Annotated in this window: 23 protein-coding genes; 3 read left to right on the forward strand and 20 right to left on the reverse strand. The window is 66.7% G+C overall.

The features are described 5' to 3' along the window. Nucleotides 1–3 precede the first annotated feature (3 nt). From mraY to BM357_RS05005, 14 genes are all read right to left on the reverse strand, one after another. On the reverse strand, nucleotides 4–975 hold the full coding sequence (gene mraY / locus BM357_RS04940) for a phospho-N-acetylmuramoyl-pentapeptide-transferase (RefSeq protein ID WP_083430198.1): 972 nt from the start codon (nucleotides 973–975) through the stop codon (nucleotides 4–6). Nucleotides 976–978: 3 nt separating this feature from the next. Continuing rightward, entirely contained in the window at nucleotides 979–2,478 is a 1,500-nt protein-coding gene (locus BM357_RS04945) for a UDP-N-acetylmuramoyl-L-alanyl-D-glutamate--2,6-diaminopimelate ligase (protein WP_074950242.1), read from the reverse strand. Between the two features lie 59 nt (nucleotides 2,479–2,537). Further along, a complete protein-coding gene (locus tag BM357_RS04950) occupies nucleotides 2,538–4,484 on the reverse strand; it encodes a stage V sporulation protein D (RefSeq protein WP_483869891.1) in 1,947 nt (648 codons plus the stop codon). A 166-nt stretch (nucleotides 4,485–4,650) separates the two neighbouring features. After that, nucleotides 4,651–6,918 (reverse strand): PASTA domain-containing penicillin-binding protein, encoded by a 2,268-nt coding sequence (locus tag BM357_RS04955; protein ID WP_074950244.1) that lies wholly within the window; start codon nucleotides 6,916–6,918, stop codon nucleotides 4,651–4,653. 17 nt (nucleotides 6,919–6,935) lie between these two features. After that, complete coding sequence (locus BM357_RS04960) at nucleotides 6,936–7,319, reverse strand: septum formation initiator family protein (RefSeq protein WP_074950246.1); 384 nt, start codon at nucleotides 7,317–7,319, stop codon at nucleotides 6,936–6,938. A 27-nt stretch (nucleotides 7,320–7,346) separates the two neighbouring features. Further along, the gene (gene rsmH / locus BM357_RS04965) at nucleotides 7,347–8,285 is read right to left on the reverse strand and encodes a 16S rRNA (cytosine(1402)-N(4))-methyltransferase RsmH (RefSeq protein ID WP_425426513.1); all 939 of its coding nucleotides are present in this window, start codon (nucleotides 8,283–8,285) and stop codon (nucleotides 7,347–7,349) included. Between the two features lie 36 nt (nucleotides 8,286–8,321). Next, the gene (mraZ, locus tag BM357_RS04970) at nucleotides 8,322–8,753 is read right to left on the reverse strand and encodes a division/cell wall cluster transcriptional repressor MraZ (RefSeq protein WP_074950250.1); all 432 of its coding nucleotides are present in this window, start codon (nucleotides 8,751–8,753) and stop codon (nucleotides 8,322–8,324) included. A 260-nt stretch (nucleotides 8,754–9,013) separates the two neighbouring features. Then, nucleotides 9,014–10,651: a bacillithiol biosynthesis cysteine-adding enzyme BshC gene (gene bshC / locus BM357_RS04975; RefSeq protein WP_074950252.1), complete on the reverse strand. Its 1,638-nt coding sequence runs from the start codon at nucleotides 10,649–10,651 to the stop codon at nucleotides 9,014–9,016. 27 nt (nucleotides 10,652–10,678) lie between these two features. Next, nucleotides 10,679–11,695 carry an NADH:flavin oxidoreductase/NADH oxidase gene (locus tag BM357_RS04980; protein WP_074950254.1) on the reverse strand — a complete coding sequence of 339 codons (1,017 nt, stop codon included), beginning with the start codon at nucleotides 11,693–11,695 and terminating at the stop codon, nucleotides 10,679–10,681. Nucleotides 11,696–11,733: 38 nt separating this feature from the next. Continuing rightward, entirely contained in the window at nucleotides 11,734–13,272 is a 1,539-nt protein-coding gene (locus tag BM357_RS04985; protein WP_074950256.1) for an acyl-CoA carboxylase subunit beta, read from the reverse strand. A gap of 88 nt (nucleotides 13,273–13,360) precedes the next feature. Continuing rightward, the gene (locus tag BM357_RS04990; protein ID WP_074950258.1) at nucleotides 13,361–14,143 is read right to left on the reverse strand and encodes an enoyl-CoA hydratase; all 783 of its coding nucleotides are present in this window, start codon (nucleotides 14,141–14,143) and stop codon (nucleotides 13,361–13,363) included. Beyond that, nucleotides 14,136–15,086 carry a hydroxymethylglutaryl-CoA lyase gene (locus BM357_RS04995; protein WP_074950259.1) on the reverse strand — a complete coding sequence of 317 codons (951 nt, stop codon included), beginning with the start codon at nucleotides 15,084–15,086 and terminating at the stop codon, nucleotides 14,136–14,138. Before BM357_RS04995 ends, BM357_RS04990 begins: the two co-directional genes overlap by 8 nt. Nucleotides 15,087–15,105: 19 nt before the next feature. Then, nucleotides 15,106–15,321, reverse strand: coding sequence for an acetyl-CoA carboxylase biotin carboxyl carrier protein subunit (locus BM357_RS05000; RefSeq protein ID WP_074950260.1), 216 nt, complete (start codon nucleotides 15,319–15,321; stop codon nucleotides 15,106–15,108). Between the two features lie 7 nt (nucleotides 15,322–15,328). Then, nucleotides 15,329–16,699 (reverse strand): acetyl-CoA carboxylase biotin carboxylase subunit, encoded by a 1,371-nt coding sequence (locus tag BM357_RS05005; protein WP_074950261.1) that lies wholly within the window; start codon nucleotides 16,697–16,699, stop codon nucleotides 15,329–15,331. Nucleotides 16,700–16,913: 214 nt separating this feature from the next. On the opposite strand from BM357_RS05005, the gene ymfI reads away from it, so the two are divergent. Beyond that, nucleotides 16,914–17,684, forward strand: a complete 771-nt coding sequence (gene ymfI, locus BM357_RS05010) for an elongation factor P 5-aminopentanone reductase (RefSeq protein ID WP_074950262.1) — start codon at nucleotides 16,914–16,916, stop codon at nucleotides 17,682–17,684. On the opposite strand, the gene BM357_RS19705 is transcribed toward ymfI, so the two are convergent. Beyond that, entirely contained in the window at nucleotides 17,677–17,832 is a 156-nt protein-coding gene (locus BM357_RS19705) for a hypothetical protein (protein WP_175511443.1), read from the reverse strand. The genes ymfI and BM357_RS19705 overlap by 8 nt on opposite strands. 95 nt (nucleotides 17,833–17,927) lie before the next feature. Here BM357_RS19705 and BM357_RS05015 point away from each other — a divergent pair, with 95 nt between their 5' ends. Beyond that, on the forward strand, nucleotides 17,928–18,449 hold the full coding sequence (locus BM357_RS05015; RefSeq protein ID WP_074950263.1) for a hypothetical protein: 522 nt from the start codon (nucleotides 17,928–17,930) through the stop codon (nucleotides 18,447–18,449). Here BM357_RS05015 and BM357_RS05020 read toward each other — a convergent pair. After that, nucleotides 18,416–19,708 carry a Ger(x)C family spore germination protein gene (locus BM357_RS05020; RefSeq protein ID WP_074950265.1) on the reverse strand — a complete coding sequence of 431 codons (1,293 nt, stop codon included), beginning with the start codon at nucleotides 19,706–19,708 and terminating at the stop codon, nucleotides 18,416–18,418. The genes BM357_RS05015 and BM357_RS05020 overlap by 34 nt on opposite strands. Nucleotides 19,709–19,789: 81 nt before the next feature. Between BM357_RS05020 and BM357_RS05025 the strand changes: the two genes are divergently transcribed. Next, on the forward strand, nucleotides 19,790–20,317 hold the full coding sequence (locus BM357_RS05025) for an N-acetyltransferase (protein WP_083430201.1): 528 nt from the start codon (nucleotides 19,790–19,792) through the stop codon (nucleotides 20,315–20,317). Nucleotides 20,318–20,378: 61 nt separating this feature from the next. Here the strand turns inward: BM357_RS05025 and BM357_RS05030 are convergent, their stop codons facing one another. The 4 genes from BM357_RS05030 to BM357_RS05045 all read right to left on the reverse strand — a co-directional run bounded on the left by BM357_RS05030 (nucleotide 20,379) and on the right by BM357_RS05045 (nucleotide 23,821). Continuing rightward, nucleotides 20,379–21,023: an RsfA family transcriptional regulator gene (locus BM357_RS05030; protein ID WP_245783847.1), complete on the reverse strand. Its 645-nt coding sequence runs from the start codon at nucleotides 21,021–21,023 to the stop codon at nucleotides 20,379–20,381. A 132-nt stretch (nucleotides 21,024–21,155) separates the two neighbouring features. Beyond that, the gene (locus BM357_RS05035) at nucleotides 21,156–21,404 is read right to left on the reverse strand and encodes a hypothetical protein (protein ID WP_074950267.1); all 249 of its coding nucleotides are present in this window, start codon (nucleotides 21,402–21,404) and stop codon (nucleotides 21,156–21,158) included. Between the two features lie 65 nt (nucleotides 21,405–21,469). Next, on the reverse strand, nucleotides 21,470–22,663 hold the full coding sequence (gene thiI, locus BM357_RS05040) for a tRNA uracil 4-sulfurtransferase ThiI (protein WP_139234568.1): 1,194 nt from the start codon (nucleotides 22,661–22,663) through the stop codon (nucleotides 21,470–21,472). Nucleotides 22,664–22,666: 3 nt separating this feature from the next. Beyond that, entirely contained in the window at nucleotides 22,667–23,821 is a 1,155-nt protein-coding gene (locus BM357_RS05045; RefSeq protein WP_074950269.1) for a cysteine desulfurase family protein, read from the reverse strand. Between the last annotated feature and the right edge of the window lie 69 nt (nucleotides 23,822–23,890).

Genomic DNA, 23,890 nt, shown 5'->3' on the forward strand with positions numbered 1-23,890 from the left:
GCGTCAGTGCGTCAACAGCGCCAGGCCGCCGAACGCACACAGAAATGACGCCAGCCAAAAGCCGATCACCACTTCCCACTCCGACCACCCGGCCAGCTCGAAGTGATGATGCAGCGGGCTCATGCGAAACACCCGGCGCCCGAACACCTGAAAGGAAAACACCTGGATGATCACCGACAGCGTCTCGACCACGAAGACCAGGCCCATCAAAATCAGCCCGAGTTCGCTGTGGGTGAGCACCGCCACCATCGCCAGCGCGCCGCCGATGGCCAGCGAACCGGTGTCCCCCATGAACACCTTGGCCGGGTGCCGGTTGAACACCAGAAAACCGAGCAGGGCGCCGAACATCGCGGCGCAGAACAACGACACATCGTATTCCGTATGCCACAGGGCGTACAGCGCGTAGGCCGCGAACACGGTCGCGGCGGTCCCCGCCAACAGCCCGTCCAACCCGTCCGTCAGATTGACCGCGTTGGTGGTGGCGAGCAGGACCAACAACAGGAACACACCGTAACCGGCACCGAGCGGGATGACGATGTCGGTGAACGGCACCGCCACCTGGAAGGGCTGGCCCGTCTGCGCCCAATGCCACCACAACAGCGCGAACACGGCCAGCGTCGCTAACACCTGCAGGGCCAGCTTCTGTCTGGCAGTCAGCCCGAGATTCCGCTTTTTGACCACCTTGATGAAATCGTCGATGAAGCCGATGGCCCCGAATGACACGGTCGCCAACAGCAAGAGGGCCATCTCCACGCTGTTGGCGGCGAATTTCATCGTCGTCAGGAGCACCGCGCAGACAATCATGACCCCGCCCATCGTGGGCGTGCCGGCCTTCGTCTGGTGATGCTTCGGCCCCTCCTCGCGGATGCGCTGGCCGAACTTCAACCGGTGCAGGATGGGGATGCAGATGGGCCCGAGCAGCACCGAGATGGCCAGCGCCGCCGCCGCCGTCAACAGCAGCGCCTGCATGTCCACCTGTCATCCCTCCCCGCGTCCGGCCGCTTCCCCGAAACGGTCGCGCAGAGCCGCCCGGGCCACCTCGCGGTCGTCGAAATGGATCTTCTCGCGGCCGACAATTTGATACGTCTCGTGCCCTTTGCCGGCGATGAAGACGACATCCCCCGGCGCGGCCTCCGCAATGGCCGTGCGGATGGCCGCCGCCCGGTCGGTGATGCGCCGCCATCCGCGCCGGTCCGCCACGCCCGCGACCATGTCGTCGAGAATGCGCTCCGGGTCCTCCGTCCGCGGATTGTCGCTGGTCAAGATGACCTCGTCGCTCCAATCGCAGGCGATGCGGGCCATCACGGGGCGCTTCCCCCGGTCGCGGTCGCCGCCGCAACCCACCACGCACCACAGGCGTCCGTGTGCGAACTCGCGCACGGTCGCCAGGGCCTTCTCCAGGCTGTCGGGTTTGTGGGAGTAATCGACGAGCACGGTCACCGGACAGCCGGCGCCCACCCGCTCCAGGCGCCCGGGGATGCCGCGCACCTCCGCCAGCGCCGCAGCCGCTTCCGGGAGCGAAATGCCTTCAATGACCGCCACCGAGAGCGCTGCGAGGGCATTGTAGACGTTGAAGCGCCCCGTCAGGCGCAACGCCACGTCCGCTTCGCCCGCGAACGAGCGCACGTGGAAGCGGACCCCTTCCGGGCGCACCTGCACGTCGGTGGCCCGCACGTCCGCTTCCCGTTCGATGCCGTAGGTGACGCACTCGGCCACCGTCTGCGCCGCCATGTAGGCGCTCGCCTCGTCGTCGGCGTTGAGCACGGCGAAGGACTGGCCGGCGAGATCGTCCCCGTACACGTTGCCGAGGCGGGAGAACAGCTTGCCCTTGGCCATCCGGTAGTTGTCCATGGTCCCGTGGAAATCCAGGTGATCCTGGGACAAATTGGTGAACACAGCGATATGGTAACGCGTCCCCGCCACCCGCCGCAACTCCAGCGCGTGCGAGGACACCTCCATGATGCCGTACCGGCAGCCCCGCTCGGCCATTTCGTGCAGCACCGCCTGCAGCTCCACCGCCTCCGGCGTGGTGTTGACGACCTCCTCGGTGACTCCGGCAATTCGCTTGCCGACCGTGCCGTACAGGCCGGTGACGTAGCCGGCCTGATTGAGGAGATGCTCAATCAGATGCGTGACCGTCGTCTTGCCGCTGGTCCCCGTCACTCCGATGACCTGCAGCCGCTGCGACGGGTGCCGGTAGAACACGTCGGCGACGATGGCCGACGCCAAACGGGTGTCCGGCACCACCACCTGCGTCACCGGCAGGTCGAGCGGCCGTTCCACCAACAGCGCGCGAGCGCCGCGCCGCACGGCCTCGGCCGCGAAGTCGTGCCCGTCCACGGTGTAGCCGCGGATGGCGATGAACAGCGCCCCGGGCTCCACCGAGCGAGAATCGGCCGTCAGCGATGTGATCTCCACATCCGCCGGGTGAATCCAAGTCCGTTTGAGCAACGGGCGAATCAGGGTCTGAAGTTGCAACCGTGAGCCTCCTTCCGCCTGTCACAGCCCAATCTATGGCTTTCGATCCCGGTTGTCAATCAACCGGGCGGTTTGACGTTCCCCAGATACAGCCGGACGGTCGACCCGTCCGGCACCTTCTGGCCCGCCTGGGGCGATTGCCAGATCACATAGGGTCCTTTGCCCTGCACCTCCGTCGACAGCTGGGCCCCGCTGGCGAGGGCGGCGCGTTTGGCCTGGTCGAGCGTCATGCCGACAAAATTCGGCACCTCCACCATCGGGGTATCGTTCCACCGGGGCTTCTTCGGCAAACCCTGCGCACTCTTCGGCACGCCGAGGTACGCCAGGCTGTCCGCCAGAATGCGTCCGACAATCGGCGCCGCAATCTGGCCGCCGAACACGGGCCGGTCCTGCGGATGCGGATTGTCGATGGCGATGTACGCCACCAGCTTCGGATCGTCCGCCGGCGCCATCCCGATGAACGAGACGATGTAATGCCCCGGCTCGTAGCGCCCGTTTTTCGCCACCTGCGCCGTCCCCGTCTTGCCGGCCACCCGGTAGCCGTCCACGTACGCGTTGGTCCCGCTGCCCCTGGCGACGACGCTCTCCAGCGCCTGCCGCACCTGGGCCGCCGTCTGCGTCGAAATCACCCGCCGGACCACCGTCGGATCGACGGTCTTCACCACCTCGCCGGTCTCGTGGTCGACGATGGCCTTGACCACGTGCGGCTGCATCAAAAGCCCGCCGTTGGCCACCGCGCCGACGGCCATCACCTGCTGGATGGGGGTGACCGATACGCCCTGCCCGAACGCGGTCGTCGCGAGCTCGAGTGGCCCCACCTGATTCAGCTTGAAGAGGATGCCGTTGCCCTCTCCCGGCAGGTCGATGCCCGTCTTCGACCCGAACCCGAACTTGCGGATGTACGAGAACAGGGTCTCCTTGCCCAACCGTTCGCCGAGCGCGATGAAGCCCGGGTTGCACGAGTTCTCGACGACGTTGAGGAACGACTCCGATCCGTGCCCGCCCGCCTTCCAGCACTTGATGCGGTGTCCAGCCACCTCGTAATAGCCCGGATCGTAGAAACGGTCGTTGAGATTCACCTTGCCCTCCTGAAGGGCGGCCGAGAGAGTGACGACCTTGAAGGTCGACCCGGGTTCAAAGGTCTGCCAGATGGCCAGGTTTTGGTTGTATGTGTTGGGCGGGAAGTCCTGCCAGTGGCTCGGATCGAAACTGGGATAGTTCGCCATGGCGAGGATCTCGCCGGTCTTCGGGTCCTCGACAATGGCCGTCGCCCGATCCGGCGTGTACTCCGCCACCGCCTGCTCAATTTCCCGCTCGACGAACTGTTGGATCCCCACGTCCAGCGTCAACTGCACGTCCTGGCCGTCCGAAGCCGGCACGTACTGCTCCCCCGTGTCCGGCATCCGTTCGCCGTTGGCCTGCGCGAACAGCGTGATGGACCCCCGTTCGCCTTCGAGGACGCTGTCGTACTGTTTTTCAATCCCGGTGATGCCCTGGTTGTCCGTCCCTGTGATGCCGAGCACCTGCGCCGCGAGGGTCCCGAACGGGTACACCCGCTTTCCTTTTTCGCTGATGTACACCCCTGGGATCCCCAGTGCCCGGACCGCCTCCGCCTGCGCCTCCGTGATGCGCCTGTCGCCCGGTGCCAGGTACACCAGCAGTTGGTTTCGGCCGAGGAGATCCCGGACCTTTTGCACCGGCATCCCGAGCACGGAGGCCAGCTTGGCCGCCGCGGCGTCCTTGTCCCGGACCTGGCGCGGCACGGCGATGACGGTCGGCGCCGTTGCGGTGTAGGTCAGGACCTTCCCGTTGCGGTCGAGGATGGAGCCGCGCTTGCCCTCCAGCGGGATGTCGCGCCGCCACAGGTCGTACGCCCGCTGTGTCAGCCACGGCGACTGCACGGCCTGGATGTACGCCAGGCGCGCAATCAATGCCGCGATGGCGGTGATGAGGCCGAGCATCAACAGAACGAAGCGGCGCCGCATTATGCCCCGCGTCACTCGCACACCCGTCGCCCCCTGCCGTCGTTGTCTGCATCATTCCTATGCGGACAATCTGTCGGCTAGAAGGGGATGTCCGCGGGCGCGTGCCCGCGGACATCCGCATGACGGTGTGAAACGTGTTGCCGGGCAGCAGGGGTAGCATGCGAGACCCTGATGCGGGTTGTCCCGCCTAGGTGCCGTTGCCCGTGCCGCCGCTCGTCGCGTTGCCGGCGGCCCCCGCCTGGCTGGTACCATTTGCCGCTGCACCGTTCGCTGCGGCGGTCGCCGCGGCCGACACCGGATCGGCCGGCGGCTGGAAGGTGACCGTCACCTGGGCACCGGGTGGCACCGGGCGGCCCGGCGGGATCGACTGGTTGACCGCGAAGCCGGACCCCTTCGGCACCAGCTGTGCCCCGAGCGCTGCCAGGATGTTGCCCGCCTCCCGCATCGAGGTGCCCGTCAGGTCCGGCATCAGGCTGCTGCCGCCCGGCCCGCCGCCCAGGTTGACGTAGACCGTGTCGCCCTGAGCGACCTCGATGCCCGCTTGCGGCCACTGGCCGACCACCGTCTGTCCGCTGCCGAAGAACTGGCCCTTGAGCCCGGCCTGCGCCAGAGCCTTTTCGGCGGCCCCCCGGGACTGGCCGGACAGGTTCGGCGTCTGCACATAGTGCACCGTCTGGGCCGGGCCGGGAGCGGCCTGGACCTGCTCAGGGTGATCCGGGGGTACGTGCGCGTACTGGAGGCACTCCTGCAACAGATCGCGCGCGGCCGGCGTGGCGATGGTGCTGCCCCACGTGTTGTCGAGCGCCGTCTTCGGCCAGTACAGCGTGACGAACACCTCGAAGCGCGGGTGGCTCGCCGGCGCGTAACCGATGAACGAGACAATCAACCGGTCGCTGTAATACTTGCCCGTCTGCGGGTCGGCCACGTTGGCCGTCCCGGTCTTCCCGGCCACGTCGTAGCCGGGGATCTTGCCGGTGTCATCGATGCCCTGCGTGATGTCGAGCACCAGCGTGTCGCTGACCTGCTTGATCACGTCCGGGGGCGCCACCTGCGGATTCAACACGGTCGGCTGGATCTGCTTGACGACCTTGCCGGTAGCGGGGTCGATGATGGCCTTGGCCAGGTGCGGCTGCAACAGCTTTCCCCCGTTGGCAATCGCGCCGTAGGCGGCGATCTGCTGCATCGGGGTGACGGCGATGCCCTGGCCGAAACCGGAGGTGGCCAACTGCACCTGGTGACGCGACGAAGGCGGGAAGATGATGGAACTGGCCTCCGCCGGCAGGTCCACCCCAGTCTTGTTCAAGAAGCCGAAGGCCTGCATGTAGTGCAGGAGGTTGTCCCAACCGAGCTTGAGCGCCACGGTGGCAAATCCCACGTTGCTCGAATACTCCAGCGCCTGGCGGAACGTGATGGTGCCCCACCCGCCGGGCTTCCAGTCGCCGATGCGGTGTCCGGCCACCGTGATGTAGCCCGACTTCACCGTTTGATCCAGGGTGATGGCCTTCGTCGCCAGACCCGCGGTCAAGGTGATGGCTTTGAACGTCGAGCCCGGCTCGAAGGCGTCGTTGACGGCCCAGTTGTCCGATAACGCCTTCGGATCGGCGGTCGCGTAGTGGTTGGGATCGTACGACGGGCGACTGGCCATCCCGAGGATTTCACCGGTGTTCGGATCGGTGACGACAATCGCCGCGTGCTCGGGGTGGTATTTGTCGACCAGCTCGTTCATCTTGCTCTCGACGAATCCTTGGATGGTCTGGTCGATGGTCAGCTCGATGTTCTGCCCGGGCACGGGCGGCTTCGTCACCTGCACCGTCGTCTGCAACGGGAATCCCCAGTTGTCCCTGGCATACGTCATCTCCCCGTCGTGCCCGGACAGGACGCTGTTGTACTCGGCCTCCAGGCCCGCGGTTCCGACGCCTTCGCGGTTGACGTACCCGAGCGCGTTCGATGCGAAATCCCCATAGGGATAAAAGCGCTCCTGCGTCGGCGTGAACGTCACGTCCTGCTGATGCGCGCTGCCGATGGCCTTGAGAATCTGGTCCTTGGCCGGCTCCATCACGGGTTCCGGCCAGCGCACCCAGTGGGAACTGCGCTGCAGAACCCCGAGCACTTGGTCCGCCGGCTTGCCGAGAATCGGGGCCAACTGGCCCGCCAGTTGGGACAGGTCGGAGAAAGCCCCGGTCCGGATGTCCAACAGATAAGCAGGCACGTCGTACGCCAGGCGGTGCCCATTGCGATCCAGCAACTCCCCTCGCTGGGCCATGACGGGCTGCGTCACGTACTGCACCTCGGCTGCCTGCGACAAGAGCTTCGGTCCGAACGCCCCCTGGACGTACAAGATCCGGACGGCGACGCCGCCGACCGCGAGCACCGACAGAGCCTGCATCCAAATCACGCGCCGCCGGTGCCGCCGGCTGCCGCGCGGCGGTCGAGGCTCACCTTGGGTGTTCCGCAAGTATGCCCACCACCCTGTCAGTGCCCGGCCGTGCCGGGAACAATCTCCACGGGGTTGGCGTAGCGCGCACCCGCCTTCTCCGCCGTGGACAGGATGCGATCCGGCTTGCTCAAGGTGTCCACCTGCGCGGCCAGGGAGGCGTTTTCCGCCGTCGCCCGCTGGATCTGGCTCTGCAGGCGGTCAATTTGGTTGCTCATCTGGTGAATCGTCGCTCCGGTGCTGGCCACGAACCAGACCACCCCGGCCGACAGCGCGATGCACGCCAGCGTGGAGATGCGCTCCCAACGCGTCCACCGCCGCGCCTGGACGCCCGCCCGCCGCTGCGCCTCGCCCCGCGACGCGGGCGCCGCGGGTCTGTGCACGCGCACGTCTTCGGCCACGGCTCGCTTCAGTGCCTGCATATGGATCCCTCCTCACGCTCGCCTGTGTCACAATCGCTCCAGGATGCGCAGTTTGGCGGAACGCGCCCTCGGGTTGCCCGCGACCTCCGCCTCGCTCGGCACAATCGGTTTCCTCGTCACCAGCCTGGCCTCTGCCGTCCGGCCGCAGGTGCACACCGGAAAGTCCGGCGGGCACACGCATCCCTGGCACCACTCGGCGAACCGCCGTTTCACCAGCCGGTCTTCCAGCGAATGAAAGGTGATTACCGCCAGTCGCCCGCCGGGCGCCAGCACCGAAAACGCACCTTCCAGGCCTTCCTGAAGCGCGCCCAACTCGTCGTTCACCGCGATGCGAAGCGCCTGAAACACCCGTCGCGCGGGGTGCGGCCCGCTTCGACGGGCGGGCGCGGGAATGGCCTCCCGCACCAGTTCCGCCAGCTCGCCGGTCGTCTCGATGCGCCCGGTCTCCCGCCGCCGGACGATGGCCCGTGCCACCCGACGGCTGAACTTCTCCTCGCCGTACTCGAAGAAGATCCGCGCCAGCTCCTCCTCGCTCGCGCCGTTGACCAGGTCCGCCGCCGTCAGCGCCTGCCGGCGGTCCATGCGCATGTCAAGCACCGCGTCCCAGCGGTAGCTGAAGCCCCGTTCCGCTTCATCGAACTGCGGCGAGGAGACACCCAGATCGAACACCACACCGTCCACTAGGCCAAACCGTGCCTCCTCCACGCATCGCCGGACATAGCGGAAGTTCTCCCGCACCAGGATCACCCGGTCCCCATACGGTCTGAGCCGCTCGCCGGCATGGGCGATGGCGGTCTCGTCCTGATCGAGGGCCAAGAGGCGTCCGGAGGGTGCGCTGGCGTCGAGGATGCGCTGCGCGTGGCCGCCGCCCCCGAGCGTGCAGTCGACGTAACGTCCCCCGCCGCGCGGCGCCAAGCCGTCTACGGTCTCTTCCAGCAACACGCTGACGTGTACGAAAGACGACAATCCGTTCATCTCCCAGCCCGGCCGCGCCCGCGCGGGTCACAGATCGAGATCGACCAGTTTTTCCGCGATCTCGGCGAACGACTGTGACGCCTCCTCCGCGTACGACGACCACAGGACATGGCTCCAAATTTCCACACGATTCGACACACCGAGGACGACAACATCTCTGTCTAGCTTTGCGTAGTCCCGCAGTCCGGCCGGGATCAGCACACGTCCTTGCTTGTCCGGCTCACACACGGTCGCTCCCGAGAAAAAGAAACGCACAAACGCCCTGGCGTCGGCCCGTGTCATGGGCAGGCGCTTCAATTTCGCCTCTAACGTCTCCCACTCGGACATGGGGTATACGAACAGACAGGTGTCGAGGCCGCGGGTCATCACAAACGACGGACCCAGCTCGTCGCGAAACTTCACGGGCAAGGTGACTCGTCCCTTGTCATCCAGCGTGTGCTGGTACTCGCCCATGAACACGCGACCCTCACCACCTCACCCCAGTAGTCCACTTTACCCCACTTTCCCCCACTGCTCACCACTGTGGTAAGGTTTTCGCCCCACGCGGAAAAATTCCTGCCTGTTTGCCGCCGATTTTCGAAAGATCTTGTTCGGCCGCCCGGATGCCTGTGAAGGCATTGAGGTCCATAGAAAAGAACCACCCTGCCGGCGCCCCCCGGCAGAGTGGTTCCACAAGATATTCCGTTCCCGCATGCTCAGGGAATCCTGTGGCCTGTCCGTCACAGGCGCACGTGGTAGACTGCGCCGGGTTGAGTGAAATCCCCCCAAAACGGGAGCTCTCCCAACCAGGCGAGGCCAAACTGCGTCCAGATGTTCAGCGGGCACAGGCGGCGTTCCTGCGCGCTGCCGTCCGTCCATAGCCAGCGCTCGATGTGCCGCAGCTGCCGCACCTCCGCCTCGTGCCGGATCTCGAACAACCGGCGCGCCTTTGCCTCGGTCCGCGCGATGCCCGCCTTCTCCCGTTCCAACTGCCGGTGCGCGATGGCCGCTACCTGCGGGCCGAGATCCGCCAGAGCATCCGCGAACGCCTGCCACCGGCGTTCGCTCTCCTGCACAAACCCGGCCATCGCCTCGGCCACGCGGTCAATCCCCAGACGGCTCAGCGCCGGCGAGACCAAGTCCACCGGCCGCGAACCCATCTCGTCCGGCACGGCCCATTTCTCCATGTTGCGCACTACGCTCGGCGGGTAGACCTGCACGCGATCCCGCAGGACGAGCGGCGGCAGGCGATGGCCATGCGCATGAAACACACCGCGCGCCAACGCATGGTACGCAATCTCGGCCGGCCCCCCCACATACGCGAGGACCGGCAGCAGCGTGTCCTGGACCACCGGCCGCAGGAGCACGTTGGAGCTGAAAGCGGTCGGACGCTCCTCCGCCAGGCGCAACCAATCGTCTGCAGGCAGACGCAGGCTGTGCCCGCGCGCCTGCAGATGGCCGCCGCCCGCATCCTCGACGACGAACCGGCGCCCCCGTTCATCCACGTAAAACAGGGTGGTGTTTGCGGCGTCCCGGACCACCGCCGGCTCGATGCCAAGTCGCTCCACCGCCGCGTACGCTTCGTCCAGCGCCGCCCGCACCCCTTCGCGGCGTGAGATGGCACGCCGCCACACGGGGCGCACCAATTGCCGCAAGTCCGGCAGGCAGGGGTCGAGCACCACCAATCCCAGCGGTTCCACCAAGCGCCACAACAGACGGGTGAACCACTCCGCCATCGTACCGCCCGGCAGAAAGGCCTCCCGGATGCCGGCGAGCACGTCCGCTTTGTCCGGCGCGTCCGGCAGCCATCTGTAGGCCTCTTCCAAGACCCGCTCCACCTCAGCCGGCGCCGGCCGGACGTGGTGGACCATCTGGCGTTCCGGCACGTGCGTCGTCAGGTGCAGACGCCGTACCTCGTCGGCGCCGTCCAGGACGTAGGCGTGGTTGACCTCCGCCCAGTCGTGGTCTTCAGAGGCCACCCAAAAGACCGGCACCACCGGCCGCCCCAACGCCTGTTCCAGACGATGCGCCAAGCCGATGGCGCTGAGCGCCTTGTAGACGGTGTACAGCGGCCCGGTGAACAGGCCGGCCTGTTGCCCCGTGACGACCGCCACGCTCTCTGGATCGCGCAGACGGGCCAGCTGGGCCAGGGCCGGCGCCGGTGCCCCGAGGCGCGTCATGTACGCCTCCAGCGCGCGGACCAGCGCCTCCCGATGCGCCGCCGGAAACCGCGGCAACAGATCCGCCGCGCGCATCCGGTAGGTTTCGACACGGCGCGGGTCCTGCCCGTCAAACAAGTGGGCCACCGTTGCAAAGGATTGCTGGTGAAGGTCTGTCAACCGGTTCCCGCTGGACTCCGGTCTCCGTGTCCACTGCATGGCTCCCTCTCCCTCGCTTCGCCGTCCTCAATACGCGCGCTGGTACGGCTGGGGAACCGACACGGGCTTGTTCAGCCGCCGAGCCGCGGTGTGCGCCCAGTGCTTGTCGCGCAGAAAACCGCGCGCCACCGCCACCATGTCTGCGCGCCCCTCCTGCACGACCGCGTCGGCGAGCAGCGGGTCATCGAGCATGCCGACGCTCGCCACCACCGCGCCCGTCGCGCGCTTGATGGCGTCCGCAAACGGCACCTGGTACCCGGCGTACGACTTGGGAGCCACCGGCACGTTGCCGCCCGAACTCACGTCGATGACGTCCACGCCCGCTTCCAGGAACGCACGACAGTACAGGATCATGTCGTCCATGGTGTACCCGTCCGGGCTGTACTCGGAGCCGGAGACCCGGATGAACACCGGCATGTCATCGGGCACCGCCTCGCGCACCGCACGCACCACCCGCAGCGGGAAGCGCACCCGGTTCTCCGGCGAACCCCCGTACGCGTCCGTACGCTGGTTGCTCAGAGGAGAGAGGAACTGATGCAACAGATAGCCATGGGCGCCGTGGATCTCGATGACGTCGAAACCCGCCTGCACCGCGCGTTTGGCCGCGGCGGCAAAAGCCCGTTCGATGGCATCCAGGTTCTCTTCGTCCAATACCACCGGCTTCTGGTAGTGTTCGCTGAACGGGATCGCAGACGGAGCGACAATGGGCTCTGACACATCGGCCTTCCGGCCGGCATGACCGAGCTGGACGCCGATTTTCGTGCCCCAGCGGTGCGCAAAATTGACCACGCGAGCTATTCCCTCCACCTGCTCGTCCGACCACAGGCCGAGGTCCCGCTCGCTGATGCGTCCGCGGGACTCCACCGCCGTGGCCTCGACGAACATCAATCCCGCACCGCCCAGGGCGAGCGACCCGTAGTGGACGATGTGCCAATCGTTGACACGACCGTCCGGGCCCGCCTGGTACTGGCACATCGGCGAGACAATCACGCGGTTCTTGAAGGTCACACCGCGCAGCGTGATAGGATCAAACAATTCGGGCATGCGTCCACTCCCTCTCTGTCTGTCGCGAAAGTCGCGCCTTATACAGGATACACCGGATGGCGGCGTCGGCCAAAATCGAGCCGTTTCGACCGGTACACCGCGAGCCGGGCCGACACCTCCTCGCGCAACCGGTCCGGATGGATGACCGCGTCCACCACCAATTCCGACGCCAGGCGGAAGATGTCGATGTCCTGCCGGTATTCCTCCCGCTTCGCGGCGACGAACGCCGCCCGCTCCGCCTCCGGCAACGCTTGAATCTTGTTGCTGTACACCGCGTTCACCGCTGCCTCGGGCCCCATGACGGCAATCTCGGCGTTTGGGAACGCCAGGCAGACGTCCGGTTCAAACGCCGGTCCCGCCATCGCGTACAGACCGGCCCCGTACGCCTTGCGGACGATCACGCTCATCTTCGGCACGGTAGCTTCCGACACGGCGGCAATCAGTTTGGCGCCGTGGCGGATGATGCCGGCGCGCTCCACCTTGGTCCCAATCATGAAGCCGGGCACGTCCGCCAAGAACACCAAAGGGATCCGGAACGCGTCGCAGAGCGTGATGAAACGGGCCGCCTTGTCGGACGAGTCGACGAACAGCACCCCGCCCTTGACGCGGGGCTGGTTGGCGACGATGCCAACCACCTGCCCGCCGATTCGCCCGAGGCCGGTGATGATTTCGGGCGCGAACAATTTCTTGATCTCATACCACGACCCGGCGTCTATCAGCCGGTCGATGACCTCATACATATTGAAAGGCGCGTTCGGATTGCCGGGGATCACCTGGGACAACGGCCGGTCGAAGGGGACCGGGTCGCAGGGCGGCGCCGTCGGGGGCGCCTCCTCCCAGTGGGATGGCAGGTAGGACAGGTACGCCCGGGCGGACGCGATGGCCTCGTGCTCATCGGCCGCCAGGACGTCCCCGCAACCGCTCACCGTGCAGTGCATCCGCGCCCCACCCATCTCCTCCAGCGTCACCTTTTCGCCGATGACCATCTCCGCCATCCGGGGTGAACCCAGGTACATGCTGGCGTTTCCCTCGACCATGATGACCAGATCGCAAAACGCCGGGATGTAGGCCCCGCCCGCCGCCGAGGGACCGAACAAGACGCAGACCTGCGGGATGGCCCCGGACAGGCGCACCTGGTTGTAAAAGATGCGGCCCGCCCCGCGCCGGCCGGGAAACATCTCCACCTGGTCGGTGATGCGCGCACCCGCCGAGTCCACCAGGTACACCAGCGGAATGCGCAGCTTCTCCGCCGTCTCCTGGATGCGGATGATCTTCTCGACGGTCCTCCATCCCCAACTGCCCGCCTTCACGGTGCTGTCGTTGGCCATGACCGCCACGGGACGGCCGTCCACCCGTCCGATGCCGGTGACCACCCCGTCGGCCGGGAGATCGTCCACCAGACTGTTGGCGAGCAGCCCGTCCTCCGTCTCCAGGCCGTCATCGAACAGAAGCCGCAATCGATCGCGCACGAACAGCTTGCCGGCTTCCCGGTTCTTCTCATGATAGCGCGGCGGCCCTCCCGCCTTCGCCCGCGCCTCCCGCTCTGCCAGGAACTCCTGCCGTGCATCGCCGGCCATGACGCCACCCCCATGAGATTTCCTCTGTGTCGCGGCCCGTGTGCCGTTGGGTGCACAGGCCGGCATCCGTCTCCCGCGTCGGGCTCCCCTACCGGCCCTGATAGCGCGGCTTGCGTTTCTCCGCGAAGGCCGCCAGCCCTTCCCGCCGGTCCTCGGTGGGAATGACGCGCTCGTACGCCGCCCGCTCCAGCGCCAGGCCGGTGGCCAGGTCGGCGTTCACCCCGTGATCCACCGCCCATTTCGCCTGCCGCACCGCCACCGGGCCGTTTTGCGCGATCTCTTCGGCCAGCGCCCGTGCGGCGGCCCGTGCTTCGCCCTCCGGCACCACCTGGTTGACCAGGCCGATGGCCAACGCCTCCTCGACCGGGATCCGGCGCGCCGTGAAGATCAGTTCCTTCGCCTTCGCCACCCCGACGAGCCGCGGCAGCCGCTGGGTTCCGCCGGCTCCGGGGAGGATGGCGAGGCTCGTCTCCGTCAGGCCGAGACGCACCCCCCGCGCCGCCACCCGCAGGTCGCACGCCATCGCGAGCTCGAGCCCCCCGCCAAAGGCGGAGCCCTCCAGGGCCGCGATGACCGGCATCGGCAACGCGGCCACCTGTTCGACGACCGCGCGGATGCCATCCACCGTCCGCCGCACCTGCCCCTCGTCCATGCCGCGGCGTTCCTTCAGATCCGCGCCGGCGCAGAACGCCTTGTTCCCCGCCCCGGTGAGGATGACGGCGCGCACGTCCGGATCGTGTCGAAGGTCGTTCAACGCCGCTTGGAGCGCCGCGACCAACGCCGCGGACAGGGCGTTGGCCGCTTCCGGCCGGTTCAGGGTGAGCGTCACCACCCCGCCGTCCGCCTCCCGCAACAGCACGTCGTCAGCCACGGCCCGCCACCTCCTGATCGCCCCCCGCCCCGGCGGCCCTGGCGGCCTGGCCGCGGCGGACCGCGCTGGCATGGCTCGCGAGCGCCTTCCCGAGTGCCTGCTCGAGCCAACGGGTGGTCTCGGCCAGCGCCGCCTCGTCCACGCCGGTCGAAACGCCCATCCGGTGCAGCAGATACACCACATCCTCGGTCGCCACATTGCCGGTCGCACCGGGTGCGTACGGGCAGCCGCCGAGGCCGCCCGCCGACGCGTCGAACCGCCGGACCCCCGCCGTCATCCCGGCCACGATGTTCGCCAAGGCCGTCCCATAGGTGTCGTGAAAGTGCAATGCCACCCGATGCAGAGGCACCTCCCGTGCCAGCGCGGAGACGACGGCCATGACCTGCGTCGGGACGGCGACGCCGATGGTGTCCCCGATGGACAGCTCATCCACGCCCAGCTCCAGCAGGCGACAGGCGATCCCCACAACCTGGTCCACCGCCACCCGGCCCTCGTAGGGGCATCCGAAGGCCGTCGACACGTAGCCGCGCACCGGCAAGCCCGCCGCCTTTGCGCCGGAGATGACCGGCGCAAGCACCGGATAGGTGTCGGAGATGGACTTGTTGATGTTCTTTCGATTGTGCGTCTCGCTCGCCGACAGGAAGACGTTCACGCCCCCGACGCCGGCTTGCAGGGCGCGCTCCAGCCCCCGCTCGTTCGGGACCAGGGCGCTGTACACCACGCCCGGGCGGCGCTCGATGCGCCGCATCACCTCGTCTGCGTCCGCCAGCTGCGGGATCCACTTGGGATGCACAAAACTGGTGACCTCGATGGACCGGAACCCCGCAGCGGCCAATCGGTCGACCAACTCCACCTTGACCTCGGCCGGCACCGGGCGCGCTTCGTTCTGCAACCCGTCCCGCGGCCCGACCTCGTACAGGCAAACCGCCTCCGGTAGGTTCATCGTCCCCGCCTCCCCTGCCTCAGGGCTCCAGCTCCAACAATACGTCCCCCTCGTCGACGAACACACCCTCCTGCGCGGCGATGCGGCGGACCGTCCCCGCCGCCTCCGCGGCCACGGGCACCTCCATTTTCATCGACTCCAACACGACCACGTCCTGGCCCGCCGTCACCGAATCGCCCACCTTCACCAACACCTGCAGCACCGTTCCGGCCATACTCGCCCGGACCTCCGCCATCTGCGCGTCACCCTTCCTGTCCGTCTGTGCGGGTGGATCCTTCTTTCTGCAACGAAGCGATGAAATCGGTCGTCGTCCGCCCTTCTGAAAACGCTTGCGCGGCAGCGATGCGTCGCAGGAGCGGCAGGTTCGTCTGAATGCCCTCGACCACGTATTCGTCCAGGGCGCGGCGCAACCGACGCACCGCCTCCGCGCGGTCCCGACCGTGCACAATCAACTTGCCGATCATCGCGTCGTAATACGGCGTGACGGTCGATCCGCTGACGACCCCGACATCATTCCGGATCCCGTCGCCTTCGGGCAGCGCCAGCCGCGTGATGGTGCCCGGCGACGGGAGCATGCGCTCGGGGTCCTCGGCGTAGACCCGGCATTCGATGGCGTGCCCATCACACCGCAGATCCTCCTGCCGGAACGGCAACGGTTCGCCCGACGCCACCCGCAGTTGCCACTCCACCAGGTCCAGGCCGGTGATCATCTCCGTCACCGGGTGCTCCACCTGCAGACGTGTATTCATCTCGAGGAAATAGAACCGTCGCGCTGCGTCCACCAAGAACTCGACCGTCCCCGCGTTCACGTACCCGATGGCCGACGCCGCCGACATCGCCGCCTCCCCCATCCGCCGGCGCAGCGCATCGTCCACGAAAGGCGAGGGGGCTTCCTCCATCACCTTTTGGTGCCTCCGCTGGATGGAGCACTCGCGCTCCCACAGGTACACGCCATGGCCGTGTTCGTCGAACAGCACCTGGATCTCGATGTGCCGCGCTGGCCAAATGCACTTCTCGAGAAACAGGGTCCCGTCCCCGAAATACGCCTGGGCGTGCTGCGCATTGGCAGAAAACGCCCGCTGGAGCGCCTCCGGTCCGTCCACTGCCTGCATTCCAATGCCGCCACCGCCCGCCGACGCCTTCACCATCACCGGATAGCCGAGGCGCTCCGCCTCCTCCCAGGCTTCCTCCAGGCTTCCCAGAGCCGCTTGCGTCCCCGGCACCACCGGCACCCCCAGTGCCATCAGCCGCCGGCGCGCCTCCACCTTGCTGCCCATGGCGGCCATCGCCTCCGGACCCGGTCCGATGAAGACGAGTCCGGCATCCCGGCACGCCTTGGCGAACGCAGGGTTCTCACTGAGAAAGCCGTACCCCGGATGGACGGCGTCCGCGCCCGTTCGCCGCGCGGCATCCAGAATGGCTTCCGTACGCAGATAACTCCAGACGACCGGGGGCGGCCCAATCCGCACGGCCTCGTCCGCCTCCTGCACATGCGGCGCGTCCGCGTCGGCGTCCGAATACACCGCCACCGTCGCCACGCCCAGCCTCCGGCACGTGCGCAAGATGCGCCGGGCGATCTCGCCGCGATTGGCAATCAGAAGCTTTTGAACCAACGGCCTGCCTCCTCTCCCGTCGCTCCCATTTAGCGTATCAAGAACGCAGAGGGTTTGCAAAAATCGGACGGATCGGCGTATGGCCGTCCATTGGTGGGCGGCGGCGGTTGTGTTACAATCATGCACTGTACGCACGGGACGCCCCTGCTTGTGGAAACGCCGGTGATCCTCCCGCCGGCCAGCCGGGGCGATCGCTGACAGGCAGGTGTCGCGGATGTCCGATTTCATCGCTCATTCCACCACCCGGCCGCTGTTCGGGCAACTGGCCATCGTCACCGGTGCCTCGCGCGGCATCGGCCGCTCCATCGCCCTAGCACTCGGCCGGGCCGGGGCCCACGTCGTGGTCAACTACCGGAGCTCGCGGGAGGCCGCGGAACAGGTCGTCGAGGAGATCCGCGCCAACGGCAGCAGATCGTACGCTGTCCAGGCCGACGTCACCGATCCGGCCCAGGTCGAGGCCCTGATGACCGCCGCCACCGGCTTCGGGATCCCCCGCATCCTCGTGAACAACGCCGGGATCGCCAGCGCGCGCCTGCTCCTCGACACCACGCTCGAGGAGTGGGAGCAGTTGATCAAAAGCAACTTGACGGCGCCCTTCCTGTGCACGAAAGCCGTTTTGCCTCACATGCTGCGGGCGCGCTACGGCCGGATCATCAACATCTCATCCATCTGGGGCATCACGGGCGGTTCGTACGAAGTGGCGTACTCCGCCACCAAGGGCGGCATCCTCGCGTTCACCAAGGCGTTGGCCAAGGAGCTCGCTCCCTCTGGCATCACCGTGAACGCCGTGGCGCCGGGAGCCATTGAGACCGACATGCTCAACCGCCTGTCGGCGGAGGACCGGCAGGCCCTCGCCGGGGAGACGCCGGTGGGCCGGCTCGGCCGTCCGGAAGACGTGGCCCACGCCGTCCTGTTTTTGGCCTCCCCGGCGGCGTCGTATATGACCGGCCAGGTCATCAGCCCAAACGGCGGACTCGTCACCTGAACGCCGCGGCCGCCGTGCAGGCCCTCCCCGGCGGCCTCCGCCCATGATGACCTTCGACCCATTCCCTCGCCCCGCGCCCGATCTGCACACCCACGGCGTCCGCCCGGGCACGGACAATGTCCGCCTTCATCTGATCCACAGAGAGCACCGCACCACCTCCCGGGCCGGCAGCGGACGCGCCCCGCTGCCGGCGTAACCTGCCGTCGCATGCCGTGACCATCCTCTGCGGAAGGAGATGCCCGTGTGAGCGCATCCCGGCACAGCCGTTCCCGCAAAACCCGCGCCGCATTCCGCTCCCGCCGGAAGCGCCGCCCGTCTCGGCGGTGGAACCGTCCGCTGATGCGCGCGGTGGAGCGAGAGGCACGGCGCCTTGGACTGGAGCCCGAGGCGTTCCTCCGGTCGGCGGTGGCCCTGTCCAGGCAGTTGCGCGCGCTGTTGCCGAAGGACGCCACGCTTCCACAGGAGTTGCCGTCGTGGCTGGAGAGCCCGTGGATGGGCGCCGCCCTGACGGCCATCGTGCCCACCCTGGTTCAAGCGCTGCAGTCCGGTGCCATCGATGCCCTGCTGAAAGGGCTCGGCAAAGGGGAGGGCGATCCCGCCCCTGATCACGGTCCGCATGACACCAGGCCCGGGCAGGCCCCGGAATCACCCCCTGCCGCGGCGTCCACCCCGGATGCGAATGTGCGCACCACCGTTCCGTGGACGCCGTTGCGTCCGTACCGGGACACGGCCTATACCTTGCCTGTCGACTGGGAATGGTTCTGATTCCCGTCCCCCGCCGGCGCGAGCTGAACCCCGAAGCGCCGCAGGTGCAGACGAACGTTCACCTGCACGTCGGCATCCTTCAGCCGGTCCTCCCAGGGGTACGAGATATACGCCTGATGAGTCGGGAACAGGTGCCGCGCATGCAACGACACGGGGACCACATCGCACTGATACCGGTTGAGCAGCAGCTGCAGAACACTCGTAAACTGGCCCGCCAGCTCCTCGTTGAGCGCCTGTTCCACGCGCAAGCGCGTCTGTGGCAGGGAGTAGTTGGCGCTGCCTTTCATCGACGCCACGTCCGCCTCCATCGGAACCAGCACGCGGATCTTCATGGGATTCCCGAGCGCCACTGTATAGACCGGGCCCCGCTCGGCCTTCAGGGCCAAACTCAAGAACTGTCCTTTGGTCAAGGGATCCGGAACGGTCATTTGCGGGCGCTTGATGCGCCCCTGCAGGATGGCGATGAGCATTGCCTGTTGGCCGTCGATGGTGCCCACCAACTTGCCCTCCTTGAACAGGGCCGCGCCCATCCACTCCACCGGATTCCCGCCGCTGCGAGCGACCCGGCCCGGCGAGAAGGACATCGGTTGCCCTCCGTCGTCCTTTTGGCCTTGCGGATTTTGTTGGACTTCCTGGTTCACGGAGAGCATCGGGATCATGGCGGCCATGTGGTGCTCCGAGGAAACGGTGACAAAGTCGTGCAATGACACCACCGGGAACAGGCCGCTCCGTTGGCCCACGTCCGCGATGCTGTCCGGCATGCGCGTCGGAGAATGCTCCAGGACAGGCTTGTCAGCCGCGATAATGTCGTGTGCGCGGCCATGGGCCACACCCAGGTACAGGCTTGGCCGGAACTCGCGAAACCGCGTCATCGCCTGGAGTTCGTCGGACAAGCCTTCGCGAGCCAACTCCTCGCCGAAGATGACCTGACCCAGATGGTCCAGGGACATCGCGCGCTCCACGCTCGAGTTGGCAATGGTCAGCGCCTCCATGATGTTGTGCCCGCGAAAGGTGACCGGTCCCGTTCCGGCCAACGGCTCCCCGCCCTTGCCGCCACCGGAAGACGTCGCCGGATTCTGAGGCAGGGCGATGCGAAACGTGCAGTCGATGAGCCCGTCCGGCGCCTTGTCGATGCCGAGGGTGGTGACAAACGCTTGCTGCTCCAATTCCTTGCGGTCATAGCATCCGCTGGTCATCCCGCACAGCGCCGCAAGGGCGGCGACCGTGCACCAGCGCGCAGGCCTCATCCGTTTTCCCATGCTGCCTCACCCCGCATAGATTGGCACGGAACACACACGGCCATACAAGTCGGAATTGTGGTACCATGAGAGAAGACGGGCATGGCGGAGCAGACGCCGTGGCCGGCGAAGGACGGCGAGAGGAGGGATAAGGTGGACCCCGTCGTCGTGCGGTTGAAAGTGAACTTCAAGACGTTGGAGGAGTTCCGCAGGTTTCGCGAATACGGCCTGGAGGAGCTCTCCATGTACGAAGACCTGCAGGCCAACATGATTGAAAACGATGCGGACTCACCGTTCTACGGGGTGTACGAAGACGGCCGGCTGGTGGCGCGCATGAGCTTGTACCCCGTCAGCGCGCGGTTCGACCGCTATTTCACACCCCCGAGAGACCACCTGGAACTGTGGAAATTGGAGGTCTTGCCCGGATACAAGGGGAAAGGCTACGGACGCGCGTTGGTGCAACACGCACAGTCGTTCGGGTTGCCCATCAAGACCAACGTCCGCTGCGGGGCCCATGAATTCTTCACGAAACTCGGGTTTTATCCGGTGAAATACAACCCTGAACGAGACCACGGCCAAAATCCGTACCTCTGGCTGCCCCCTGAGGAGCCTCGGCCGGCGTCATCGTGAAAAGAAGCGGGTCGTCCATCGGGGACAACCCGCTTCCTCCTTGCGCCGGCCGGCATGACGGTCATTCCGCCTGTTGCGCCGGCAAGTCGCTGGCCACGCGCTCCAAATTGCCGTATTCGTCAATCCGGTACATGAACCCGCCGCTGACGGCCTCGCCGTCGAGGAACGCCGCCTTGCGCGCACGTTCAAAGATCTCCACCAACGCCCGGTAGTCTTGGACCACCACTTGGTGATCGCGGCGCAGCCGCTCCAACTGGGTGAGGACCTCCCGATGGGTGTGCTCAAGGGACTCGTACTTCTCCTTCCACTCGTTGCACTCCCGTTGCGCCGCCCGCCAGCGCGAGGCCCAGTGCTGCGCCGTGTTTTTCTCCTGGCGCAAGAATCGCAGCACTTGCGCCCAACTCATCAAGGTCGCCGTCGGGTGGTCGTAATCGCCGCCCTCCAACTGGGCCTGAATTTTGGCAGACTTGCGTGCCTTGCGGTCCTGCTTGGCCAGCTCAATCTGACCCCGGTACTGTTTGCGCACACACGCGTTCCAGCGAAACCCGCAGGCGGCCGCGGTGCGCCCGAGCTTTCGGCTGGCCTCGTTGAATCCCGCCAGCTGGGTGCTGCCCTCGCGGATGTGCTTCAACACGACCTCCGCCAGAATGGCGTCGTCTTCCGTCGTCCAGGCATCTTGTCTCATGGTCCGCACGGTTTGTTTCATGTCGATGTTCCTCCCGCCATTACGCCCGTTGACATTTCCGATGACAGAAACTAACTCTAGTGATTCCCCGTCAAGAGAGGGGATATACACGGAACGTCAAAAAAACCCGCTCTCGGAAGAGAGCGGGCCTCGTCAACGAGCGCCGGACAGCCTTCGCGGCCGGATGGAGCGCCAGCCCAGCCGGCGGTAGACGGCCGGATCGCCGGCCTCCGCGAAGCGGATCACCGCCACCCTGCCGGCTGGCCGCGGCGGTCTTCCCCCCAGCATGCGCCACAGCGCAATCGCCAAGGTCAACCAGCGGCTGCGCAACACCGCCTGCCACAATCCGTACAGCATCAGCAGCCACTTGGCCGTTCGGTACACGGCGCGCAATCCACCCATCAGCATCACCCCTTGCCGGCGGATGTGTCCGCACGCAGGGTTAGCTTGTACGTTTGCCACAGCCGTCAATCGGCAATCGAGTCCTCGGCATGAAAGGTCTTCATCGTCGTCCGCGCCACGGCATCCTCGACCAAGGCGTCCACCGGAAGGGGTTCCTCAGCCGCTTCCGCCTCTTCGAGGCTCGGTTTCGTACGCGGGTTCGGCGGTACGAAGATGGTGCAACAATCTTCGTACGGCAGGATGGAGGTGTCGTACGTGCCGATCTCGCGTGCCATCCGGATGATCTCCACCTTGTCCATGCCCACGAGCGGACGCAGTACCGGCAGGTTGGTCACCGCATTGATGGTGCGCATGCTCTCCAGCGTCTGGCTGGCCACCTGGCCCAGGCTCTCCCCGGTCATGAGGGCCAGGAGCCCCCGCTGCCGGGCAATCCGGTCGGCAATCCGCAGCATCATCCGCCGCATGATGGTGATGTACAGCGGCGCGGGGCAATGTTTGCGGATGGCGGTCTGCACGTCCGTGAAGTGGACCGTGTGCAGCGTCACCCGGCCGCCCCAGCCGGCGAGGATTTGGGCCAGCGTCTCGACCTTCTCCAGCGCGCGTTCGCTCGTGAAGGGAAAGCTGTGAAAGTGAATCGCCTCGAGCGTCACGCCGCGCTTCATCCCGAGCCATCCTGCCACGGGGCTGTCGATCCCGCCGGACAACAGCAACCCGGCCCTTCCCGCCGAGTGTGCGGGCATCCCCCCGACCCCCGGGACGACGCGCCCGTACACGTGGGCCTCCTCGTCCCGGATGTGGATATACACCGTCACATCCGGGTGATGCACGTCCACACGCCACTGCGGCAGGGCCCGCAGGCAGGCCCCGCCGACCTCGTCCGCCACCTGCGGGGAGTTGAGCGGAAATCGTTTGTTGGTCCGCTTCACTTCCACTTTGAACGTCGGCGGACGTCCGGTGGGTGTCTCACTGGACTGGAGGACGCGGATGGCGGCGGATCGAAACGCGTCCAAGTCCAAGTTCACGACCTCCACCGGGCTCAGGGAGGTCAGGCCGAAGACTCGCCGCAACCGCTCCAGAACAGGTTCCACCTGCTCATCCTCGAGGGTGATTAGCACCCTTCCCGCAATCCGCTCGGCCTTGGCGCCCTGCCAAGGGCGCAGGGCCGCACGGATGTTCCGCAGGAGCAGCCGCTCGAAGTCGGACCGGTTCTTCCCCTTCAGGCTCATCTCGCCGTACCGGGCGACAATGTGCTGGACCAACGGTCACACCCCCGTACCCACCGTGTCGTACAGCCAGGCCACCTGTCGCCGGATCACCTCGATGGCCCGATTCATCGCTGCCTCGTCCGTGTGCCATCCGAACGAGAACCGGATGGCGCCGGTCACCTCCGCCGCGTCGAGGCCCATCACTTCGAGGACGTGCGACGCCTTCGCGTGCCCGCCTCGGCTGGAGCAGGCCGATCCGGTCGACACGTACACGCCCTCCGCTTCCAACGCGTGCACAAGCACCTCGCCCCGCAGCCCCGGAAAAGAGGCGCTGACGATGTAGGGCGAAGCCTCCCGCGGCCGGTGTACGCGGCACTGCGGGATCGTCCGCAATGCCTCGCAGAATTGTTCGGACCACGCCGACATCTGCTGGTACCGCTCTGCCGCCCGCTCCGACGCATGGCTGGCCGCCGCGCCGAGGGCGGCGATGCCGAGGGTGTTCTCCGTCCCGGAGCGCAATCCCCCTTCCTGTCCGCCTCCGAACAACACGGGGTCCAGCACCAGTCCCGGCCGGATGTACAGCGCGCCAATGCCCTTTGGCGCTCCAATCTTGTGGCCGGAGACGCTGTACATGTCCGCCTGCGCAAGGCTGGCCGCAGAGGGGATCTTGCCAAACGCCTGAATGCCGTCGACGTGGAAGATCGTCTTCGGCCTTTGGCGTAAAGCCTGGCCGATCTCCGCCACCGGCAACACAGCGCCGGTTTCGTTGTTCACATGCATGACGCTGACCAAGACCGTGTCGTCCGTGACGGCCTCGAGCACCCGTTCGGCCGGAACCCAGCCGTCCGCATCCGGTGCCACGTACGTCACACGCCAACCTTCGCGCTCGAGGGCACGGAACGGCTCGAGCACCGAGGGATGCTCCACCTGCGTCGTCACCACATGCCGGCCGCGCCCCCCGTGCCGCCGTGTGGCGCCGAAGATGGCCAGGTTATTGGCTTCCGTACCGCCACCCGTGAACACAACCTGGCCGTCCCGCACGCCGAGCGCCCGCAGCACTTGTTTGCGCGCCGCCTCGATGCGCCGCTCGGCCTCCAGCCCCTTGCGATGCAGGGAGGACGGGTTGCCATACACGGAAAACATCTCCTGGATGATTCGCTCGACCTCCGGCAGCAGTGGGGTCGTCGCCGCATTGTCCAGATATACCTCCATCGCCGCCTCCCCCTTTCGTCCACGTATAGAGTAGCAGATGAAGCGCAGAACGCAAAAACGCCGTCTGCG

Source organism: Paenalicyclobacillus macrosporangiidus, assembly GCF_900116805.1.
GTDB lineage: Bacteria > Bacillota > Bacilli > Alicyclobacillales > Alicyclobacillaceae > Alicyclobacillus_H > Alicyclobacillus_H macrosporangiidus.

Excerpts from the sequence above, each read along its gene's own strand:
- BM357_RS04960 (WP_074950246.1), bottom strand. The coding sequence starts at position 7,319 with ATGCAGGCACTGAAGCGAGCCGTGGCCGAAGACGTGCGCGTGCACAGA.
- bshC (WP_074950252.1), bottom strand. The coding sequence starts at position 10,651 with ATGCAGTGGACACGGAGACCGGAGTCCAGCGGGAACCGGTTGACAGAC.
- BM357_RS04980 (WP_074950254.1), bottom strand. The coding sequence starts at position 11,695 with ATGCCCGAATTGTTTGATCCTATCACGCTGCGCGGTGTGACCTTCAAG.
- BM357_RS04985 (WP_074950256.1), bottom strand. The coding sequence starts at position 13,272 with ATGGCCGGCGATGCACGGCAGGAGTTCCTGGCAGAGCGGGAGGCGCGG.
- BM357_RS04995 (WP_074950259.1), bottom strand. The coding sequence starts at position 15,086 with ATGAACCTACCGGAGGCGGTTTGCCTGTACGAGGTCGGGCCGCGGGAC.
- BM357_RS05000 (WP_074950260.1), bottom strand. The coding sequence starts at position 15,321 with ATGGCGGAGGTCCGGGCGAGTATGGCCGGAACGGTGCTGCAGGTGTTG.
- ymfI (WP_074950262.1), top strand. The coding sequence starts at position 16,914 with ATGTCCGATTTCATCGCTCATTCCACCACCCGGCCGCTGTTCGGGCAA.
- BM357_RS05020 (WP_074950265.1), bottom strand. The coding sequence starts at position 19,708 with ATGGGAAAACGGATGAGGCCTGCGCGCTGGTGCACGGTCGCCGCCCTT.
- BM357_RS05025 (WP_083430201.1), top strand. The coding sequence starts at position 19,790 with ATGGCGGAGCAGACGCCGTGGCCGGCGAAGGACGGCGAGAGGAGGGAT.
- BM357_RS05030 (WP_245783847.1), bottom strand. The coding sequence starts at position 21,023 with ATGAAACAAACCGTGCGGACCATGAGACAAGATGCCTGGACGACGGAA.
- BM357_RS05035 (WP_074950267.1), bottom strand. The coding sequence starts at position 21,404 with ATGGGTGGATTGCGCGCCGTGTACCGAACGGCCAAGTGGCTGCTGATG.
- BM357_RS05045 (WP_074950269.1), bottom strand. The coding sequence starts at position 23,821 with ATGGAGGTATATCTGGACAATGCGGCGACGACCCCACTGCTGCCGGAG.